Genomic DNA, 18,611 nt, shown 5'->3' on the forward strand with positions numbered 1-18,611 from the left:
GGAGCCGCGAGGCGGACGGCCCGGTCCGCTTCTGCGGACCGGGACGAGTTCGAGTCACATCATGGCCGGTCGGCGCCTGAGAGCCGGACCGAGGTGGAGCTATTTCTTGCGGAAGGCGTCGAGCCGCACGACCTGCGCGCCACCGCCTTCGGCGGGAGCCTCGGCGTTGTCGGGCGCGGCGTCCTTGCCCGGCTCGTCCTTGCCCACATCGGCGGATTTCTCGGAAGCCGCGGGCTTCTCGGGCGCGTTTTCCGCCGCTTCGGCACCCTTGCGCGGCGAGTCCGCCGTCTTCGCGGCGGGGCGGGGCTCGGCACGCCTGGATTCCGGCTTGTGCTCGGTAGCCTTTGCCTCGGCCGGCTTGTCGGTGCCCTTGGCTTCGCTGCCCTTGGCTTCGCTGCCCTTGGCTTCGCTGCTCTTGGCTTCGCTGCCCTTGGCTTCGGTGCGCAGCGGGGTGGCGGCGGGAACCGGCTTCAGCTGCACCGGCGCGGGAGCGGCGGCGGGCCCGTCCTCGGCTTCCTCCTCATCCGCGCCCTCGGGCTCGAACTGCAGGCCGAACTTCACCGAGGGGTCGAAGAAGCCCTTGAGCGCCGCGAAGGGCACATGGAGCCGTTCCGGCACCCGGTTGAACGACAGCCCGACCTCGAAGAACTGCTCGGTCACGACGAGGTCCCAGAACTGATGCTGGAGGACGATCGTCATTTCCTCGGGGTATTTCTCCTTCAACCGCGTGGAAAGCCGCACGCCGGGCGCGCAGGTATCGAAGGAGATGTAGAGGTGGTGCTCGCCGGGGAGCCCCTCGCGGGAGACATCGCCCAGCACACGCCGCACGACGCCGCGCAGCGCATCCTGGACCAGCAGGTCATAGCGGATCAGATCGACACTCATGAGCGCAATGAACCCGATTTCCGCGTGGATCGCCAGCGCTGATGCGCAGGAAAGTGTGGGCGGGCGCCGGTGGGGGCGGGAAACGGGGTCCTCGCGCTGTCCCACCGGGAACGGCATGAGGATTGGAACCGAAGGCACGCCCGACGCATAGTCATCCGGTTCTCGTATACCCGGTTCTCTTGCGTCCGGTTCTCTTGCGTCGTGGATGGTCGATGTCGAAATGGCAATGGATCCTGCGCCAGTTTGGTCGCAGGCTTTGGGTGCGGGCGAGCCTGATCGGCGCACTCGGCGTGGCGGCGGCCATCCTGGCGGCGATCGCGGAGCGTGTTCTGCCCTGGCATATCCGCTACGACATCGGCGCCGACGCCGTCGACAGCATCCTGACCGTGATCGCGTCCAGCATGCTGGCCGTCACCACCTTCTCGCTCAGCGTGGTGACATCGGCCTATGGCTCGGCGGCGAGCAATGTGACGCCCCGCGCCACCCGCCTGCTGGTGCAGGACCGGGTGACCCAGAACGTGCTCTCCACCTTCATAGGGGCGTTCCTGTTCGGCATCGTCGGGCTGGTCGTGCTGAAGACCGGCGCCTATGGGCCGCAGGGCCGGGTGGTGCTGTTCATCGTCACGGTGGGCGTCATCGTGCTGGTGGTCGGCACCCTGATGCGCTGGATCGACCACCTGACCTACTTCGGCTCGGTTGCCGAAACCACCGAGCGGGTGGAGCAGGCGGCCCGCGCCGCGATCGAGACCCGGCTGGAGCTGCCGCATCTCGGCGGTCGCCTGCTCGCCGCCGACGCGCCGGTTCTGCCCGAGGTGGTGGAGGCGCGCCAGACCGGCTATGTCCAGCATGTCGACATAGCCGCACTCGCCGCGCTTGCCGAGGAGCGGGGAGGCGAGGCGCAGCTTGCCGTGCTGCCGGGCTCCTTCGTGCATCCCGGCACGACGCTGGTGCGGTTCAGGCCGGCCGAGAGCGCGGAGGAGGATGAGGACGCGCTGCCGGATGCGGCGCGCGGGGCCTTCACCATCGACCATGAGCGCAGCTTCGACCAGGATCCGCGCTTCGGCATCGCGGTGCTCAGCGAGATCGCGATGCGGGCGCTGTCCCCGGCGGTGAACGATCCCGGCACCGCGATCGACGTGATCGGCCGCCAGGCGCGGCTGCTCGGCCGGTGGGCGGACGGACACATCGCGGCCGCCACCGTGGAGCCGCGTCATCCCCAGGTGATGGTGCCGGAACTGTCCGCGGAGGATCTGTTCGACGACGCCTTCCGCCCCATCGCCCGCGACGGGGCCGCGCTGATGGAGGTGCAGTTGCGCCTGCAGAAGGCGCTGCGTGCGCTGGGCAGCATGGGTGACGCTGCTTTTCAAGCCGCGGCCCGCCATCAGGCGGATCTCGCGCTCCAGCGGGTCGGGCAGGCGATGACGCTGGACGAGGACAAGCAGCGGGTGCGCGCGGCGGCGGGGTTTCATGAGGATGTCGCGCAGCGGTAGCCGGCCTTGAGAGCGAGAGCCGGAGCCTCGGCGGCGAGCCCGGAGCCCGCCGTGCCGTTCGGCAACGCGCAGGAGCGAGGAGCCGGCAGCGGCCGGCGGGCGTGGAGCGGGGACGATGACCGGGGGCGCGATGGGCCGGGAGAGAATGCGTCGCCAGCCCTCGACCGGGGGCCTGTCGGGCGACTTGCAACCGCCCGGCTGCTTCCCCGACCGGGAGGGCCGGGATGTACGTCCCGCCGGCCGGGTGCGGGCATTGCTGACGCCGTCGGCCCGCTTTTCGGTGCAGCCGATGCCTGGGCGGGGCTCGGTTGCGTGGCCGGTCGCGGCCCGCCCGTCGCGGGTTTCCGCACAGCGAAACCGGGGCCGCAGGCGGGCGATAAAAGTGCAGAACGTAGGAAATGAAGTGGAGGCTTCTGTTGCCAGGTGCCTCCGAACCCCGCCTTACAGTGCTACCCGCAAGGGCTTATTTCCCAGTGATCGGACCGCTCACGCGGCCAGAGCAACCGGAGCATAGTTGTCGTTGGCAACTATATGTTTGGTCCGATGACGGCGGTACCATGCCGAGCGAAAGTCCACCCTTTACGCCCTCGTCGATCCTGTTTCGCCCCCGCCGGAACCCAGCCGCCGGCTCGGTGTCTGGGCTCGGGTGGAGGCGCCGGGTACTGCCCCCGGGTCCGAAGGGTTTATTCCGATAGCCGTTTATCGCCATAGCCGGCTTGCGCCGGCGAAAGACAATATAGGGGCCCGGCTGGCTTCCGGAAAGGGGGGCGTCGGCGTCATCCAGAGGTTGTGCGGGTGCGGCGCGGCAGCATGGTGCATCCGTGGCCTCGTTGGCGCGCGGGAAGAACGGCACGCTCCGCCCGCCGGCACCCCGTCCTTCTTTCAGCGCCTGTCATGCAGGAGGCTGAGCGCGGCTGCGCGGGCGGGTGCGAGCATCTGCCAGGCAGCGGCCACGGCAGCGGCAGCGGCGGATGGGCGCGCATCCGCGACGTGCGGCGGCGTGCCGTCATCGGCGCCATCCGCCGCGAATGTCGGGGCAGGGCGGGCGCCGGCCATCGTGCGCGCATGCCGGGCCCCGCGCGGCGGTCGTCGCGTGAGGACGCGGACAGCCCTCCGCACCTGCCTCCAAATGGTCACGCAATGACCCCATCCGCGGAGGAACGTCCGCCCGCCGGTGCTGTTCACATCCCGTCGACTGACAGGGAGATACAGCAATGCACACGCTCATGCGTTCAACTGCCAGCCACCCGACGGCCCGCCCAACCGACACGCGCGCGATGCCTGATCGCGCACATCCTTGCGGTACCCGGCATTCGGCACGCGCCGCGCGGCCCGGCGGGTTGCTGCGCGGCGGAGCAGCGGCCCTCGTCGCGGCGCTGGCTCTTGGCGCGGCGGCGTTGCCCGCGGCGGCGGACGAGGTCTATGTCCGCGCCTCGGACGCGCCCTATTACCGCGGCCCCTACGCCAATGAGGGCTATGTGGTGCGCGAGGTTCCCGCCGCGCCTCCGGCCGTGCTCGTGCCAGCACCGGCGATGCCGCGGCAGGTCATCCTGCGCGAGGTGCCGCCTCCCGGCGCGGTGGTGCGCGAACGGACGCCGGACCGCATCATCGTGCAGCAGCGCGCGCCCGATCCGTATGAACCCGGCTGCCGCACCGTGACCCGCGACCTGCCGTCCGGCTACCGCACCGTCTCGACCGATTGCTGACGCGGCAGCGTGCCGAACGAAAAAGGCGCCGGGGTCCCGCCCGGCGCCTTCAGCATGCCGGCTCCGCGCCGAAACCTCACGCCCGTTCTTCAGGCTTCGGTCTGGTCGCCATATTCCAGTTCCTTGAGGGTGAGATTGGCCTCGGGCGTTCCCTTGAGCTTCTCGTCGAGCCAGCCGAGTTTTTCCTTCAGAACGGCGAGCATGGCGGCGCGCAGTGCGTCATAGTCGAGCGCGGCTTCCGAATGGGCGCTGCGCAGCGCCTGGCCCCGGCGCACGATCAGCGTGGGGCTGCCCGGCTTGCCGGCAAGGGTGAAATCGAGCGGCTGGTCGCCATCCTTTTCAAGAAGCGCGATGTGCGCGAGCACGCGATGGCGCTCGACCGACAAGGACTTGATATCCGGCATGGTGGTGCTCCCCTCACACATATGCTCCAAGAAGACGCGCGCCACCTTCGAACGGTTCCAGCCCGCGGCCGGTATTTGCATGGCGCCGGGCCTTCGCGGGGCCAGCGGCCTTTGCGTGCATGCCCCGCCTTTACGCGCGCATGGGCTTGCGCCTATAAGCCTTGCGCATTCATCAGACGATTTTCGCGGGAAGACGGGATCGCTTCGCCAAGGCGCCCCGCCGCGCGACGTGGAGGCGGCGATGGCCGGTCATTCGCAGTTCAAGAACATCATGCACCGCAAGGGGAAGCAGGATGCGGTGCGCTCCAAGCTGTTCTCCAAGCTGGCGCGCGAGATCACGGTTTCCGCCAAGCTCGGCATGCCCGACCCCAACATGAACCCGCGCCTGCGCGCCGCGGTTCTCGCCGCCCGTGCCGAGAACATGCCGAAGGACAATATCGACCGCGCCATCAAGAAGGCGCTGGGCGGGGATTCGGAGAATTACGACGAGATCCGCTACGAGGGTTATGGCCCCGGCGGCGTCGCCGTCATCGTCGAGGCGCTGACCGACAACCGCAACCGCACCGCCTCCGAGGTGCGCTCCTACTTCACCAAGTCGGGCGGCGCGCTGGCCGAGACCGGCGCGGTGTCCTTCATGTTCGACCGCATCGGCGTGGTCGAGTTCGACGCCGCCAAGGCCTCCGCCGACGACATGCTGGAAGCCGCCATCGAGGCCGGCGCCGACGACGTGACCTCCGACGAGGACGGCCACGAAGTGGTGTGCTCCATGGAGAGCCTCAACGAGGTGTCGCAGGCGCTGGAAGCCAAATTCGGCGAGCCGCGCAAGTCCGGCCTCGTCTGGCGTCCGCAGAACACCGTCGCGGTGGACGACGAGGTCGCCGAGAAGCTGATCCGCCTGGTCGACACGCTGAACGACAATGACGACGTGCAGAACGTCTACGCCAATTTCGAGATCTCCGAGGCCATGATGGCCAAGATGGACGCGTGAGGGGGACGCCTGAGGGTGGACGCGCGAGGGTGGACACCTGACCGCGAACGCCCGATCCGGCATCGCCCCTGTCTCACGATCCGGGCGCGATCCCGCCAACGCCTCGCCGCGATCCTCGATCAGGATCCGCGCCGAGCACCGGAGGCGGCGGCTGTGCCCGCCACGTCCGCAGGTCCGAACCGCCGGGGGCCATTGAGGTCGCAACCGGGAACGGCGCGCACGACATGTGCGCCTGCCGCTGCACGGAGACAGACAGATGCAGCGGCAGGCCGCGCGGTGTGTGGATGAAGGGGCTTCGAGCGCCGGCGCGTCCGGCCTCGTGGTCGTCACCGTCACCGACCGGACCTATGTCGAGCTCACCGGCATCATGCTGCTCTCGCTGGCGCGCCATGGCGGCGCCGATGTCGCGGCGGTCCATGTGTTCGGCAATGATCTCGGCCCCGCCGACCGGGCCCGCCTCGCCGCCTGCCATCCCGGCGTCGTGCTGCACGATCTCGACGCGGGAGTGCGCGACCTGCTCGGCCGGCTCGTCGCCCGCGCCCATGTCGCGCCCAGCGCCTATGCACGGCTGCTGATCCCGAACCTGCTGCCCGATATCGGCGGGCGGCTGCTTTATGTCGATTGCGACACGCTGATCAACGCCCCTCTGACCCCGCTCGCAGGCCTCGACCTGAAGGGCCATGCGGTCGCCGCGGTGCGCGACCAGCGGCGCGACGCCCATGCCGAGTGGAACCGCCGGCTCGGCCTGCCGGAGGCGACGCCCTATCTCAACACCGGCGTGCTGCTGATCGACGCCCCGGCGTGGCGCGCGGCCGAGCTGACGCGGCGCTGCCTCGATGTCGCGCTCGCCCATGGCGACCGGCTGCGCATGATGGACCAGGACACGCTCAACATCGCGCTTGCCGGCGACTGGTACGAGCTGGAGCGGCGCTGGAACTATTACGAGAGTTCCTACACCGCGCGGCGCAGCAACAATGTCTCGGGCTTCACGAGCGCCGGCATCATCCATTTCGTCGGCCGCTCGAAGCCGAACCATGCCGATTGCCGCCATCCGGCGAGGGCCATCTATCGCGCCTATCGCGCGCAATCGCCCTGGGCGCAGGCGCCGCTCCTCAATCCCACGCTGCGCAACATCCGGGTCTACGCCATGGAGACTCTGCGCCGGAGCCTGCGTGTCGGCCTGCGCCTGCTCGACCGGTTGCGCGGTCGCCCCGTCGGCCTGCAGGGCGACTGACGGGGCGCCGGGACTTTTTTCGTCCATCCGGCGCGTTTTTCCTTGCCGCTGCGCGACATGCCACGCCCGCGCGCTATGTGCGGGAGAGGATCGGCGGATGGAAGGAGACGGCGATGGAGCGGTTCACCGGCGGCTGCCTGTGCGGACGGGTGCGCTTTTCGGCCACCGGCCAGCCCTTTCGGGTCGGCATCTGCCATTGCCTCGATTGCCGCAAGCATCACGGCGCGCCCTTCAACGCCTTCGCCATCTTCCCCGACGACGCGGTGACGATCGACGGCGAGACGCGGGAGCAGGCCGGGCGCGCCTTCTGCCCGCACTGCGGCTCCCCGGTCTTCTCCCGTGGCGGGGATGAGGTCGAGCTCTATCTCGGCACGATGGACGCCCCCGACCAACTGGTCCCGACTTACGAGCTCTGGACCATTCGCCGCGAATCCTGGCTGCCGCCTTTCGCGCTGGCGCATCGCTACGAGCGGGACCGCCCCGGCGAGGGGCGTTCGGAGGATTAATGTCTCAGCAGCGCGTCGAAGAGCGGCAGGGAGCCGAACGCCGCCGCGCCGATCACCACATAGGCGGCGATGCGGTAGTGCCGGTCCGAGGCGCGCGCGAAGGCATGTGAGCCGAGCCACAGGCCGGCGGCATAGAGCGGGCCGAGCAGAAGCGAGAGCTTCAGGACCTGCCAGGTGAACAGCCCGCCAAGCGCATAGGCGAGGGCGCTCGCCAGCGTGGCGATGAAGAAGAAGCCGAACAGGTTCAGGCGAACCTGCGTCGCGTTGTGGCGGCTGCCGAGCCAGTAGGCCACCACCACCGGTCCGGACATCTGCGCCGCCCCGCCGAACACGCCCGCCGCCGCCCCGACGACGAGACTGCCCCACCAGCGCACCTGACCGCTATGCCGCCAGCCGGACACCAGCAGCGCCAGGAGCGCGAGCGCCAGCCCGGACAGGCACCAGCGCAGCGTCGTCGGGTCCATCTGCTTCAGCAGCGCGACCCCGAGCGGCACGGTCAGCACCGCCCCGATGCCGAGCGGCGCGACCTCGCCCCAGGTGCAGCGCGGCAGCGCGCGGGTCACGATGGGCGCGGTCATCGCGGTATCGACGATCAGCAGCGCCGGCACCGCCACCTCGGGCCCGAAGGCGGCGCTCACCAGCGGCACGAAGATCAGCGCGCCGCCGAAACCGGAAAAGCCGCGGGTGATGCCGGCGATGAGGGAGGCGGTCGCGGCCCAGATGAGGGCGAAGTCGAGCGGCATGACGTCAAGGGACATGGAGGCAACGCTGTCGGAGGGAACGCTGTCGGAGGGGGTGGGCCGAGGTGGGAGCCGCGGGGATGGACCCGGCACGGAGGGGGATCGAGCGCGGCGAACGGAAGCCATCGCGGCGGTCGGTGCCTCCGGAGGGGAGGCGGTTTGATGGAGCCGACGCAGCGCTCAAATCGTCGGCCCGGCGTGGAAGGGCAGGAAACCACGCCCGCTGTCATGCCGCCGGCAAACAGCAGAACGGGCCGCAGGACCGGAGGCCCGGGCAAGCCGATTCCAGAGCCCGGATTTTGGCCTCAGACGCCCGGAATATCAAGATTCATCCCTGCCTCCAGCTCTTTTCGCGGACTGAGGAACGTCTGCGTGTTCGCCGCGGTGGTTCGATGACCGGCCATTGCCCGGCATCGTCCCGCATCCTCGAACGCGGGCGGCGGGCGCGAGGTGCCGGTGCGATGCCGTCTCCGGGTGCTCCCCCCGGCGATCCATCAGCGTTCGCGCATTCATCCATCGCCAAGACTTGTTTGTCGTGCCGGCCCGAAGACGCCAGAGTGCGCGCGCGTCGCGCGTCGTTCTGCACTTCCCGAACGCGCGAGCCGGGATGCCTTCATGAGCCTGTGTTCCTCCTCGACCGAAGCCGGCCTCCACGATGCCGCGCAGCGTGCCGCCGCTGCGCAGACGGCGGCCGCGCAGGATGCCGCCGTTCTCGCCGCGGCGCGTGCCGCCTTTCGCGACCGCCTGCTCGGCATAGGCGGGGCGCTGCTCGCGGTCACCATCTGGGGCGGCTGGATCGTGTCCACCCGCCACGCGGTGCATGGCCACATGACGCCGGCGGCGGTGGGCTGGCTGCGCTTCGTGGTGTCCGGCGTGGTGCTGGCGCCGTTCTGGCTGAAGGTCGGGTTCTGGCCGAAGCGCAACCTCGTGCCCTTCCTGTTCTGTTTCTTCGGCGCCGGCGGCCTCTTCTTCCTCGTGGTCGGCAATGCGATGCGGTTCGTGCCGGCGGCCGATGTCGGCCCGCTGCTGCCCGGCACCATGCCGCTCATCGTGGCGCTGGTGTCGGTGGTGTGGTTCCGCGAGCGGCTGGGCCCGATGCGCGCGCTCGGCTTCGCCTGCATCGCGCTCGGCGTGCTCACCCTGAGCGGGCGCGGCCTGATGGAGCCGGCCGACGGCGCGTGGCGCGGCCATCTGCTGCTCCTGCTCGGCGCCACCATGTGGGCCGGCTATACGCTCGCCTTTCCCCGCACCGGGCTGAAAGTCACCGAGCTGGTGGGGCTGGTGGGGCTGTGGTCGACGCTTATCCTCACGCCCTACGGCCTGCCGGGCGTGATCGACGCGGTGCAGGCGGGTTATGGCGGGGAGGTGCTGTTCCAGCTTCTCATGCAGGGCCTGCTGTCCGGCGTCGTCGCGCTGATGGGGTTCGGGACCGCGCTGGAAAAGCTCGGCTCCTCGCGTGCCGCCGCCTTCACCGGGCTTGTGCCGGCGCTGGCGACGGTGATCGCCATTCCGGTGCTGGGCGAGCATCCCGATGTGCCGGCGATCATCGGCGTGGTGGCCTCCGGCATCGGTGTCGCGCTGGCGAGCGGGGCGCTCGGCACGCGTCGACTCAAGGTCGCGCGCTCTTAACCGCACGTTCACCATAACCGCCGGCCAAGGAGCGGTGAGTGCGGACGGCTCTAGCCGTTCGTCCTTTGTTCGGCTACGCCGAAGCATGGCGACCGCACCGATTCGCATTCTGGGCCTCGATCCGGGCCTCCGCCGCACCGGGTGGGGGCTGATCGAGGCCATTGGCTCGCGGCTGGGCTTCATCGCCTGCGGCGCCGTGCTGCCGCCGGAAGATGCCCCCCTCGCCACCCGCCTCGCTTTGCTGCATGAAGGGCTGGCCCAGGTCATCTCCCGCTATGCCCCGGACGAGGCGGCGGTGGAGGAGACCTTCGTGAACGTGAACCCCGCCTCGACGCTGAAGCTCGGCCAGGCGCGCGGCGTGGTGATGCTTACCCCGGCGCTGGCCGGGATCCCGGTTGCGGAATATGCGGCGCTGCTGGTGAAGAAGACCGTCGTCGGCTCCGGCCGCGCCGAGAAGGCGCAGATCCGCATGATGATCAAGGTGCTGCTGCCGACCTCGAAGGTGGAGAGCGACGATGCCGCCGATGCGCTTGCGGTCGCGGTGACCCATGCGCAGCATAGGGGTCCCGCCGCGCTGCGCGCCGCCGCCCTCGCGCGCAGCGGCACGGTGGCGACCGGCCGGGCCTGAGGACATGCGATGATCGGCAAACTGAAGGGCATCGTCGACAGCACGGGCGAGGACCACGCCATCCTCGACGTGCAGGGCGTCGGCTATCTGGTGCACTGCTCCGGGCGCACGTTGCGCACGCTGAACGCCGGCGAGGCGGCGACGCTGTTCATCGAAACCTATGTGCGCGAGGACATGATCCGGCTCTACGGTTTCACCAGCGCGACGGAAAAGGAGTGGTTCGGCCTGCTCCAGCACGTGCAGGGGGTCGGTTCCAAGGTGGCGTTGTCGGTGCTCTCGGTGCTGTCGCCGGCGGAGCTCGCCAATGCGGTGGCGGTCGGCGACAAGGCGATGGTGGCGCGGGCGAACGGGGTGGGCCCCCGTGTGGCGGCGCGCATCGTGACCGAGCTGAAGGACAAGGCACCCGCCTTCGCGACGGTCGATCCGGCGGTGGCGGGGCTCGCGGGCGCCATCGAGGCGAAGTCCGCTCTGGCGCCGGTGGCGGATGCCGTCTCGGCCCTCGTCAATCTCGGCTATGCCCAGTTGCAGGCCAGCGTCGCGGTGGCTGCCGCGATGCGCGAATTGGGGGAGGATGCCGACACCGCCCGCCTGATCCGCGCCGGGCTGAAGGAGCTGGCACGGTGAGGCCGGCCTGCGCGAAGTGCCTGAAGGGTGGCTGGACTCATTACCCACCACACTGCACTCATCGGACCGCGGGGATTGGGGCATGAGCAATGATCGGCTCATCACTTCCGAGCGGCGGGACGAGGACACGGCGGAGACCTCGCTGCGCCCGCAGATGCTGGCCGAATTCGTCGGCCAGGAGCAGGCGCGGGCCAATCTTGACGTCTTCATCAAAGCGGCGAAATCGCGCGGCGAGGCGCTCGACCACGTGCTGTTCGTGGGGCCGCCCGGATTGGGAAAAACCACGCTGGCTCAAATCGTTGCGCGGGAGTTGGGGGTCGGTTTCCGTTCCACCTCCGGTCCCGTCATCGCCAAGGCCGGCGACCTCGCGGCCCTTCTGACCGGGCTGGAGGAGCGCGATGTATTGTTCATCGACGAGATTCACCGCCTCAATCCAGCGGTGGAGGAAATTCTCTACCCGGCGATGGAAGATTACGAGCTGGATCTGATCATCGGAGAGGGGCCTGCGGCGCGTTCGGTAAAGATTTCTCTCTCGAAATTCACGCTTGTCGGCGCGACGACACGCTCCGGATTGCTGACGACACCTTTACGTGACCGTTTTGGCATTCCGATCCGGCTGAATTTCTATACGGTCGACGAACTGACCTTGGTCGTTACACGCGGTGCGCGGGTTCTTGGCATCGCGATCACACCCGACGGCGCCCGCGAGATCGCCCGCCGCGCCCGCGGCACCCCGCGCATCGCCGGGCGCCTTCTGCGTCGGGTGCGGGATTTCGCGCTGGTGGCAGGGCGCAGCGCCATCGACCAGGTGGCCGCGGACCATGCGCTGCGCCATCTTGAGGTCGACCAGGCCGGTCTCGACCAGATGGACCGGCGATATCTGTCAATGATCGCAATGAATTACGGTGGTGGCCCGGTCGGCGTCGAAACCATCGCGGCGGCGCTGTCGGAGCCGCGCGACGCCATCGAGGAGATCATCGAGCCCTATCTGGTGCAGCAGGGTTTCGTGCAGCGCACTCCCAGGGGGCGCGTGTTGACGGCGCATGCCTTCAAGCACCTGGGACTTGCGGTGCCGACCACGACCGCGCAAATGCCCCTTTTCGATCAAGGGGATGACTGATGTTGTCGACGCGCGGCCGGCAGTGATGTAAGGGCTCGAGACATGAGCTGGTCCAGAGGCGGCGAATCCCGCTCCTATCATCACGGCAATCTGCGCGAAGCCCTGATGAAGGCGGCGCTGGAGCTGATTGCCGAGCGCGGTCCCACGGGCGTCACCTTCGCAGAGGCGGCGCGCCGTGCCGGGGTCAGCCCCGCCGCGCCCTATCGGCATTTCCGCGATCGCGACGACCTGCTCGCCACCGTTGCCGCCGCCGGCTTCGACCGTCTCGGCGCGGCTCTTCTGACGGGTTGGGATGATGGAAAGCCCAGCCCGGCCAAGGCCTTCGAGCGAATGGGCCGGGCCTATCTCGACTTTGCCCGCACCCACCCTGCCGACTATGTCGCCATGTTCGAGAGCGGCATCGGGATGGAGGGCAATGCGCCGCTCCAGCAGGCGAGCCAGCGTGCCTTCGGCGCGTTGCGCGAGGCCGCGGAGGCGGTGGTCGCCGCCATGCCGGGCGAGGCGCGCCCTCCGGCCCTGATGGTGGCGCTGCACACCTGGGCGATGGCGCACGGCGTCGCGTCGCTCTTCGGCCGTGCCGACAATGCGCGGCGCAAGACGCCGATGCCTCCCGAGGAACTGCTGGAGGCAGCTTTCCTCGTCTATCTCAAGGGCTTGGGCGCGCCGACCGGCTGAAGTCGCCCTTCTTCAACGGACTGTGATCATGCCGCGATTCCCGCCGGGCATGCGTGGCCATTGACAGATCGGCGTCGCGCATCTAGCTATGTAAATGTGATTAACATTCACGTTGGACCTCACCAGGACACGATAGCCATGGACTTCGCTCAGAAGCTCGACACGTATGGCAGGCCGGCCTGGATCGCGCTGACGGTGCTGGGCTTCATGGCCTGGTGGCCCCTCGGCCTTGCGGTCCTGGCTTTTTCGATAGGGAGTGGACGCATGGGTTGCCGCAGCCGCCGCGATTTCAGTGACTGGCAGGAACGGGGGCGTGACGCCTTCCGCAGCGCCTTCGGCGGGAATTTCCGCCGTGGGTTCCGCCCCAGCGGCAATGCCGCCTTCGACGACTATCGCGAGGAGACGCTGCGCCGCCTCGAGGATGAGGAACGCGAGTTCGCCACCTTCCTCGACCGGCTGCGCCAGGCCAAGGACAAGGCCGAGTTCGACCAGTTCATGACCGAGCGCCGCAACCGTCCGGCGCAGGAGCGTCCCGAGCCTGTGAACGGCACTGACAACTGATCGCCCGGGGCAATGCCCCAGCGTTACCGCTCATTTGCGCCGCGCCCTTTGTTCACAAGGGGCGCGGCGTCGTTTATGAGGGCGCCATGACCGATATGCGCCCGACCTTATCCGCCGCCGATCCCTACCTGTCGCTCGCCGGGCGCATCGTGCCGGGCGGCCATGTGCTGCCGCTTCGGGTCTATTACGAGGATACCGACTTCACCGGCATCGTTTACCACGCCAACTATCTGAAATTCATGGAGCGCGGGCGCTCGGACCATTTGCGCCTGATCGGCGTGAACCAGAGCGAGCTGTTCGGGCAGGCGCTGGAGGAAGCGCCCGGCTTCGCCTTCGTGGTCCGCTCCCTGAGCATCGACTATCTGCGCCCCGCCCGTTTCGACGACGTGCTTGAGGTGCATACCAGCCCTTCCGAGGTCGCCGGCGCCTCCATCACCCTGCACCAGAAGGTGATGAGGGATAAGGAACTGCTGGTCGAGGCAAAGGTGAAGGTCGCCTTCATCTCGCAGGGCCGCGCCCGCCGCATCCCGGATGCCTTGCGCGCCGCGATGAAGGCGACGCAGGAAGAGGCTGCGCGACAGGGCGCTCGTCCGGACTGACGACCTCGCCGCGCATAAACCGAATTGCCCTGCGAAACACCGCCGCCAAAGGTGTTGCAATGCGGCAACGTAACCCGGTGTTAACCCTGATCTGGCTTAAGTGGGGTTAACGCGGGTCGCGCCACGCCCAAGTTTCGTCGGATTCCACGCCGAACAACGGCTTGCGTTGGGGTACGGGCCTCGACGGTGGCGTCGCGTCCCCAGGTGATCCGTCGCCCCGCCGGGCTTGGCGAGCCTTGGTCGACGAACCCGGCCTTGGTCCGCGAACCCGACTCCGGTCCGCGGACTCCTTGGTCGAATTGCCTTGGTAACGTTTTTCGGGTCGGCGCGAGCCGGGCGATGCGCCGGTATTGGTGCGAGGTTTTGATCAGATGAATCCTGCCGACGTGGCCCAGACGGCGATGGCCGCTCCGAGTGCCGATCTTTCGCTTATCGGCCTGTTCCTGCAGGCGCATTTCATCGTCAAGTGCGTGATGGCGGGCCTTATCATCGCGTCGGTGTGGGTGTGGGCGATCGTCATCGACAAGACGATCCTATTCAGCCGCATGAAGCGACAGATGGATCGTTTCGAGCAGGTGTTCTGGTCCGGGCAGAGCCTCGAGGAGCTCTACCGTTCGCTGTCCTCGCACCCGAACCACGCCATGGCGGCGATCTTCGTGGCGGCGATGCGGGAATGGAAGCGCTCCTATGAAGGGGGCGCGCGCTCCTTCGCGGGCCTTACCCAGCGGCTCGACAAGGTGATGGACGTGACCATCGCCCGCGAGGTCGAGCGGCTGGAAAGCCGCCTTCTGGTTCTGGCGACGGTCGGTTCCGCCGGCCCGTTCATCGGCCTGTTCGGCACGGTGTGGGGCATCATGACCTCGTTCCAGTCGATCGCGGCGTCGAAGAACACCAGCCTCGCGGTGGTTGCGCCGGGCATCGCGGAGGCCCTTTTCGCGACGGCAATCGGCCTTATCGCCGCCATCCCCGCGACGATTTTCTATAACAGGTTCGTGTCCCAGGTGAATCGCCAGGCGTTGCGGCTGGAAGGTTTTGCGGACGAGTTCTCCGCCATCCTGTCGCGGCAGATCGACGAACGGGGCTGACACATGGGCATGGGTGGAGCCGGAGGAGGGGGCTGGCAGTCGCGCCGCTCGCGCCGGCGCGGCGGCGGGGCCGTCATGGCCGAGATCAACGTCACCCCCATGGTCGACGTGATGCTCGTGCTGCTCATCATCTTCATGGTGGCGGCGCCGATGCTGACGGTCGGCGTGCCGATCGATCTGCCGCAGAGCGAGGCGAAATCGGTCGACCAGGACAAGGAGCCGCTGGTCATCTCCATCAACGCCGAGGGCAAGACTTTCCTCGGCGACAGCGAAATCGACCCCAATGAGCTGGTGCCCAAGCTGCAGGCCATCGCCAAGGCGGGCTATGACGAGCGCATTTTCGTCCGCGCTGACAAGACCGTGAACTATGGCACGGTGGTGAAGGTGATGGGCCGGCTGTCCGGCGCCGGCTTCAAGCGCGTAGCCCTCGTTTCCGACATCGAGCAGGGGAGCTGAGCGGATATGCGCGCGGGCCTCGTCTCATCGACCGTGCTGCATGGGGGCATCCTCGCCTTCATGCTGTTCTCCTTCTCGTCGGCGAAACCGTTCGACGCGATGCAGGAGTCGATGCCCGTCGACATCGTCTCCAATGACGAGCTGTCGCAGATGATGGCCGGCAAGAAGGATGCGGCGAAGGCGGAGACGCCCAAGCAGGTGGTCGAGAAGGTCGCCCCCGAGCCGAAGCCTGCAGAGAATCTGGACGATCCGATCAGCGACAAGCCGGAGGTGAAGGCGGCGAACGAGCCTCCTCCGCCTCCGCCCGCGCCGAAGCCACCCGAACCCAAGCCGCCGGAGCCGAAGGTCGTGGAGGCGCCGCCCGCGCCGCCCAAGCCGGAGCCCAAGCCCCCGGAGGCCAAGCCGGCCCCGACGCCGCCTAAGCCGCCGGACGAGGACGCGCTGAAGACCAAGCCGCCCGAGCCGAAGAAGGAAGATCCCAAGCCTGAGCAGAAGGTTGCCCAGGTGCCGGAGAAGCCTGCGCCCACGCCGCCGAAGAAGCCGCCACCGCCCAAGCCGGTGGTGCAGGCGCCGCCGCGCGACCAGCAGCAGGACCGCAAGTTCGACAGCAACCAGATCGCGGCCTTGCTGGACAAGCGCACCCCCTCGCGGCAGGCTTCGATCGGGGCGACGATCAATAACACCGCCGCACTCGGCGCGACGACCGGCAGTGCGGCCCGTCTCTCGCAGACCGAGATCGACGCGCTGCGCGCCCGCCTGATGTCGCTGTGGAATCCCCCGGCCGGTGCATCGAATCCCGAGGAACTGATCGTGACCGTGCGCATCCGTCTCAACCAGGACGGCACGCTGGCCGCGCCTCCCCAGGTGATGACGTCGGGCGGCAGCAGCTTCTTCATGAGCGCGCGCGAAAGCGCGATCCGCGCCATCTTCCGCGGCCAGCCCTTCGACATGCTGTCGCCGTCAAAATACGATTCCTGGAAAGACATCGAGATCACGTTCGATCCGCGCGACATGTTCCGTGGTTGAGCGAGCGTGGCGCCATTGCGAATGCCGAGATTTGGAAATGACTGAGTTGATCCGCCCGACCGCGCCGTTCGTCTCCGCGGCCTCTTCCCTTGGTACCCGGCTGAGCCGGCGCACGCTTCTGGCCGGGGCGGGCGCGCTGGCAGGCACGGGGCTTGCGGGCGTGGGGCCCGCCAATGCGGTGCTGCGCCTCGACGTGACGCAGGGCACCGTGCAGCCGCTGCCAATCGCGATCACCGATTTCGTCGGCGGCGGCAGCGCGCAGGATGCCGAGGCGGGCAAGGGCGTCACCCAGATCATCTCCGCGGATCTGCGCCGTTCCGGCCTGTTTGCCCCCATCGACCCGGCGGCCTTTGTCGAGAAGATCACCAATCCCGACGCCTCACCCCGCTTCCAAGACTGGCGCGTCATCAATTCGCAGGCGCTCGTCACTGGCCGCATGACCCGCCAGCCCGACGGGCGGGTGAAAGCCGAGTTCCGTCTGTGGGACGTGTTCGCCGGTCAGCAACTGATCGGGCAGCAATATTTCACCCAGCCGGAGAACTGGCGTCGGGTGGCTCACATCATCGCCGACGCGATCTATGAGCGCCTGACCGGCGAGAAGGGCTATTTCGACACCCGCATCGTGTTCGTCGACGAGTCCGGGCCCAAGCAGAAGCGGGTGAAGCGCCTCGCCATCATGGATCAGGACGGCGCCAACGTAACCTACCTGACCCGTGGCGACGATCTGGTGCTGACGCCGCGCTTCTCGCCGACCAGCCAGGAAATCACCTACATGTCCTATGGCCGCGGCGATCCGCGGGTCTATCTGCTCAACATCGAGACCGGGCAGCGCGAAGTGGTTGGCAATTTCCCCAATATGAGCTTCTCGCCGCGCTTTGCCCCCGACGGGCAGAAGGTGATCCTGAGCCTGCAGCAGGGCGGCGATGCCAATATCTTCGTGATGGACCTGCGTTCCAAGGCGACGACCCGGCTTACTGACACGGCGGCCATCGACACCGCGCCCTGCTACTCGCCGGACGGCAGCCAGATCACCTTCCAGAGCGATCGTGGCGGCACCTCGCAGATCTATGTGATGGGGGCGGACGGCTCCAATCCGCACCGCATCTCCTTCGGCAACGGCACCTATTCGACGCCGGTGTGGTCGCCGCGCGGCGACGTCATCGCCTTCACCAAGCAGGAGGGCGGCAAGTTCGGCATCGGGCTCATGCGCACCGACGGCTCGGGCGAGCGCATCCTGACCGAAGGTTTCCACAATGAAGGGCCGACCTTCGCCCCGAACGGCCGCGTGATCATGTTCTTCCGCGACGTGGGCGGTGGGTCGCAGCTCTATACGGTGGATGTGACCGGCTACAACGAACAGCGCGTGCCGACGCCGAGCTACGCCTCCGATCCGGCCTGGTCGCCGCTGCGCTCCTGAGCGGATCCGCGCGATCGCGTTAGCGAATTGGAAACCATAAGAAACGGTTTCCGTTTTAGGACGACAGTCGAACGAACGCGGCAAGGTTTCGTCAACCATGCCGCGGCATGACTTACACACGGGATTATGACCGGGGTCGACCGGTCCAAGGGAATTCAGGAGTCTCCGGTTATGACCAGTCTGCTGCGCATGGTTGGCGGTTCGCGCACCGCTGTCGTCGTCGGGCTCGCGCTGCTCGCGGCCGCCTGTGCGAAGAACCCTATGGACGGGCGCGCGGGCGCAGGCGGCATGGGTCAGCTCGGCTCGGCTCCTCCCGGCAGCCAGCAGGAGTTCGTGGTTTCCGTGGGTGACCGCGTTTTCTTCACCACCGATCAGACCGACCTGTCCCCCGAGGCCCGCGCCACGCTCGACAAGCAGGCCCAGTGGCTGGGCCAGTACAACCGCTACACCTTTACCATCGAAGGTCACGCGGACGAACGCGGCACCCGCGAGTACAACATCGCGCTCGGTGCCCGCCGTGCTCAGAACGTGAAGGACTATCTCGTGAGCCGCGGCATCGACGCAAGCCGCATGCGCACCATTTCCTACGGCAAGGAGCGGCCGGTCGCGGTGTGCGACGACATCTCCTGCTGGTCGCAGAACCGTCGCGCCGTCACGGTGCTGAACAATCCCGGTTCGTGATTCCTTGTGACCCATGGCCGGCCACGAAGCGTGGTTCGGCCATGGAGTTCCGATGTGCACAGGCGTGGACTGCGGCTGACGAGCCACACTTTGGTCCCGATCGCTTTCCTATGTTATCGCTCATCCGGGCGATGACTCGCCTGTCCCGATCGCTGCC

Annotated in this window: 20 protein-coding genes and 1 other RNA gene; 17 read left to right on the plus strand and 4 right to left on the minus strand. The window is 68.0% G+C overall.

The genetic code is table 11. The features are described from left to right. Positions 1-99 precede the first annotated feature (99 nt). On the minus strand, positions 100-885 hold the full coding sequence (locus tag MWN34_RS15505; RefSeq protein ID WP_425532126.1) for an SspB family protein: 786 nt from the start codon (positions 883-885) through the stop codon (positions 100-102). Between the two features lie 212 nt (positions 886-1,097). Between MWN34_RS15505 and MWN34_RS15510 the strand changes: the two genes are divergently transcribed. Then, the gene (locus MWN34_RS15510; RefSeq protein ID WP_247030213.1) at positions 1,098-2,375 is read left to right on the plus strand and encodes a DUF2254 domain-containing protein; all 1,278 of its coding nucleotides are present in this window, start codon (positions 1,098-1,100) and stop codon (positions 2,373-2,375) included. A gap of 402 nt (positions 2,376-2,777) precedes the next feature. Here the strand turns inward: MWN34_RS15510 and ssrA are convergent. Next, positions 2,778-3,141: a transfer-messenger RNA gene (gene ssrA, locus MWN34_RS15515) on the minus strand. Between the two features lie 511 nt (positions 3,142-3,652). On the opposite strand from ssrA, the gene MWN34_RS15520 reads away from it, so the two are divergent. Next, the gene (locus MWN34_RS15520) at positions 3,653-4,081 is read left to right on the plus strand and encodes a hypothetical protein (RefSeq protein WP_247030214.1); all 429 of its coding nucleotides are present in this window, start codon (positions 3,653-3,655) and stop codon (positions 4,079-4,081) included. A gap of 89 nt (positions 4,082-4,170) precedes the next feature. Here MWN34_RS15520 and MWN34_RS15525 read toward each other — a convergent pair whose 3' ends face one another. Then, entirely contained in the window at positions 4,171-4,485 is a 315-nt protein-coding gene (locus MWN34_RS15525) for a hypothetical protein (RefSeq protein WP_247030215.1), read from the minus strand. 241 nt (positions 4,486-4,726) lie between these two features. Here MWN34_RS15525 and MWN34_RS15530 point away from each other — a divergent pair, with 241 nt between their 5' ends. The 3 genes from MWN34_RS15530 to MWN34_RS15540 all read left to right on the plus strand — a co-directional run bounded on the left by MWN34_RS15530 (position 4,727) and on the right by MWN34_RS15540 (position 7,213). Next, entirely contained in the window at positions 4,727-5,473 is a 747-nt protein-coding gene (locus MWN34_RS15530) for a YebC/PmpR family DNA-binding transcriptional regulator (protein ID WP_247030216.1), read from the plus strand. A gap of 256 nt (positions 5,474-5,729) precedes the next feature. Continuing rightward, positions 5,730-6,707, plus strand: coding sequence for a glycosyltransferase family 8 protein (locus MWN34_RS15535; RefSeq protein WP_247030217.1), 978 nt, complete (start codon positions 5,730-5,732; stop codon positions 6,705-6,707). Between the two features lie 113 nt (positions 6,708-6,820). Then, on the plus strand, positions 6,821-7,213 hold the full coding sequence (locus MWN34_RS15540) for a GFA family protein (protein WP_247030218.1): 393 nt from the start codon (positions 6,821-6,823) through the stop codon (positions 7,211-7,213). Here MWN34_RS15540 and MWN34_RS15545 read toward each other — a convergent pair. Next, on the minus strand, positions 7,210-7,971 hold the full coding sequence (locus MWN34_RS15545) for a sulfite exporter TauE/SafE family protein (protein ID WP_247030219.1): 762 nt from the start codon (positions 7,969-7,971) through the stop codon (positions 7,210-7,212). The two genes, MWN34_RS15540 and MWN34_RS15545, sit on opposite strands and share 4 nt — an antisense overlap. Positions 7,972-8,568: 597 nt before the next feature. On the opposite strand from MWN34_RS15545, the gene MWN34_RS15550 reads away from it, so the two are divergent. From MWN34_RS15550 to pal, 12 genes are all read left to right on the plus strand, one after another. Further along, on the plus strand, positions 8,569-9,582 hold the full coding sequence (locus MWN34_RS15550; RefSeq protein ID WP_247030220.1) for a DMT family transporter: 1,014 nt from the start codon (positions 8,569-8,571) through the stop codon (positions 9,580-9,582). Positions 9,583-9,667: 85 nt separating this feature from the next. Next, the gene (gene ruvC, locus MWN34_RS15555; protein ID WP_247030221.1) at positions 9,668-10,210 is read left to right on the plus strand and encodes a crossover junction endodeoxyribonuclease RuvC; all 543 of its coding nucleotides are present in this window, start codon (positions 9,668-9,670) and stop codon (positions 10,208-10,210) included. Between the two features lie 9 nt (positions 10,211-10,219). Further along, entirely contained in the window at positions 10,220-10,834 is a 615-nt protein-coding gene (gene ruvA, locus MWN34_RS15560) for a Holliday junction branch migration protein RuvA (protein ID WP_247030222.1), read from the plus strand. A gap of 82 nt (positions 10,835-10,916) precedes the next feature. Further along, positions 10,917-11,954 carry a Holliday junction branch migration DNA helicase RuvB gene (gene ruvB, locus MWN34_RS15565; protein ID WP_247030282.1) on the plus strand — a complete coding sequence of 346 codons (1,038 nt, stop codon included), beginning with the start codon at positions 10,917-10,919 and terminating at the stop codon, positions 11,952-11,954. A 42-nt stretch (positions 11,955-11,996) separates the two neighbouring features. Further along, positions 11,997-12,629, plus strand: a complete 633-nt coding sequence (locus tag MWN34_RS15570) for a TetR/AcrR family transcriptional regulator (RefSeq protein WP_247030223.1) — start codon at positions 11,997-11,999, stop codon at positions 12,627-12,629. A gap of 138 nt (positions 12,630-12,767) precedes the next feature. Further along, positions 12,768-13,190 (plus strand): DUF2852 domain-containing protein, encoded by a 423-nt coding sequence (locus tag MWN34_RS15575; RefSeq protein WP_247030224.1) that lies wholly within the window; start codon positions 12,768-12,770, stop codon positions 13,188-13,190. Between the two features lie 86 nt (positions 13,191-13,276). Next, entirely contained in the window at positions 13,277-13,789 is a 513-nt protein-coding gene (ybgC, locus tag MWN34_RS15580; protein WP_425532127.1) for a tol-pal system-associated acyl-CoA thioesterase, read from the plus strand. Between the two features lie 371 nt (positions 13,790-14,160). Next, positions 14,161-14,874 carry a protein TolQ gene (gene tolQ / locus MWN34_RS15585; protein ID WP_247030225.1) on the plus strand — a complete coding sequence of 238 codons (714 nt, stop codon included), beginning with the start codon at positions 14,161-14,163 and terminating at the stop codon, positions 14,872-14,874. Between the two features lie 3 nt (positions 14,875-14,877). Continuing rightward, positions 14,878-15,330, plus strand: a complete 453-nt coding sequence (gene tolR, locus MWN34_RS15590; protein WP_247030226.1) for a protein TolR — start codon at positions 14,878-14,880, stop codon at positions 15,328-15,330. A gap of 6 nt (positions 15,331-15,336) precedes the next feature. After that, positions 15,337-16,356: a TonB C-terminal domain-containing protein gene (locus MWN34_RS15595; protein ID WP_247030227.1), complete on the plus strand. Its 1,020-nt coding sequence runs from the start codon at positions 15,337-15,339 to the stop codon at positions 16,354-16,356. Positions 16,357-16,393: 37 nt separating this feature from the next. Further along, positions 16,394-17,773: a Tol-Pal system beta propeller repeat protein TolB gene (gene tolB / locus MWN34_RS15600; protein ID WP_247030228.1), complete on the plus strand. Its 1,380-nt coding sequence runs from the start codon at positions 16,394-16,396 to the stop codon at positions 17,771-17,773. A gap of 171 nt (positions 17,774-17,944) precedes the next feature. Then, entirely contained in the window at positions 17,945-18,454 is a 510-nt protein-coding gene (gene pal, locus MWN34_RS15605) for a peptidoglycan-associated lipoprotein Pal (RefSeq protein ID WP_247030229.1), read from the plus strand. The last annotated feature ends 157 nt before the right edge of the window (positions 18,455-18,611 follow it).

The sequence above is a fragment of the Ancylobacter crimeensis genome (assembly GCF_023016805.1).
In the GTDB taxonomy this organism is placed as follows: domain Bacteria; phylum Pseudomonadota; class Alphaproteobacteria; order Rhizobiales; family Xanthobacteraceae; genus Ancylobacter; species Ancylobacter crimeensis.

Coding starts and splice junctions, on each gene's coding strand:
- MWN34_RS15525 (WP_247030215.1), bottom strand. CDS start 4,485: ATGCCGGATATCAAGTCCTTGTCGGTCGAGCGCCATCGCGTGCTCGCG.
- pal (WP_247030229.1), top strand. CDS start 17,945: ATGACCAGTCTGCTGCGCATGGTTGGCGGTTCGCGCACCGCTGTCGTC.
- tolR (WP_247030226.1), top strand. CDS start 14,878: ATGGGCATGGGTGGAGCCGGAGGAGGGGGCTGGCAGTCGCGCCGCTCG.
- MWN34_RS15575 (WP_247030224.1), top strand. CDS start 12,768: ATGGACTTCGCTCAGAAGCTCGACACGTATGGCAGGCCGGCCTGGATC.
- MWN34_RS15505 (WP_425532126.1), bottom strand. CDS start 885: ATGAGTGTCGATCTGATCCGCTATGACCTGCTGGTCCAGGATGCGCTG.
- ybgC (WP_425532127.1), top strand. CDS start 13,277: ATGACCGATATGCGCCCGACCTTATCCGCCGCCGATCCCTACCTGTCG.
- MWN34_RS15595 (WP_247030227.1), top strand. CDS start 15,337: ATGCGCGCGGGCCTCGTCTCATCGACCGTGCTGCATGGGGGCATCCTC.
- tolQ (WP_247030225.1), top strand. CDS start 14,161: ATGAATCCTGCCGACGTGGCCCAGACGGCGATGGCCGCTCCGAGTGCC.
- MWN34_RS15510 (WP_247030213.1), top strand. CDS start 1,098: ATGTCGAAATGGCAATGGATCCTGCGCCAGTTTGGTCGCAGGCTTTGG.
- MWN34_RS15570 (WP_247030223.1), top strand. CDS start 11,997: ATGAGCTGGTCCAGAGGCGGCGAATCCCGCTCCTATCATCACGGCAAT.
- ruvC (WP_247030221.1), top strand. CDS start 9,668: ATGGCGACCGCACCGATTCGCATTCTGGGCCTCGATCCGGGCCTCCGC.
- MWN34_RS15520 (WP_247030214.1), top strand. CDS start 3,653: ATGCCTGATCGCGCACATCCTTGCGGTACCCGGCATTCGGCACGCGCC.
- MWN34_RS15535 (WP_247030217.1), top strand. CDS start 5,730: ATGCAGCGGCAGGCCGCGCGGTGTGTGGATGAAGGGGCTTCGAGCGCC.
- MWN34_RS15540 (WP_247030218.1), top strand. CDS start 6,821: ATGGAGCGGTTCACCGGCGGCTGCCTGTGCGGACGGGTGCGCTTTTCG.
- tolB (WP_247030228.1), top strand. CDS start 16,394: ATGACTGAGTTGATCCGCCCGACCGCGCCGTTCGTCTCCGCGGCCTCT.
- MWN34_RS15550 (WP_247030220.1), top strand. CDS start 8,569: ATGAGCCTGTGTTCCTCCTCGACCGAAGCCGGCCTCCACGATGCCGCG.
- MWN34_RS15530 (WP_247030216.1), top strand. CDS start 4,727: ATGGCCGGTCATTCGCAGTTCAAGAACATCATGCACCGCAAGGGGAAG.
- ruvB (WP_247030282.1), top strand. CDS start 10,917: ATGAGCAATGATCGGCTCATCACTTCCGAGCGGCGGGACGAGGACACG.
- ruvA (WP_247030222.1), top strand. CDS start 10,220: ATGATCGGCAAACTGAAGGGCATCGTCGACAGCACGGGCGAGGACCAC.
- MWN34_RS15545 (WP_247030219.1), bottom strand. CDS start 7,971: ATGTCCCTTGACGTCATGCCGCTCGACTTCGCCCTCATCTGGGCCGCG.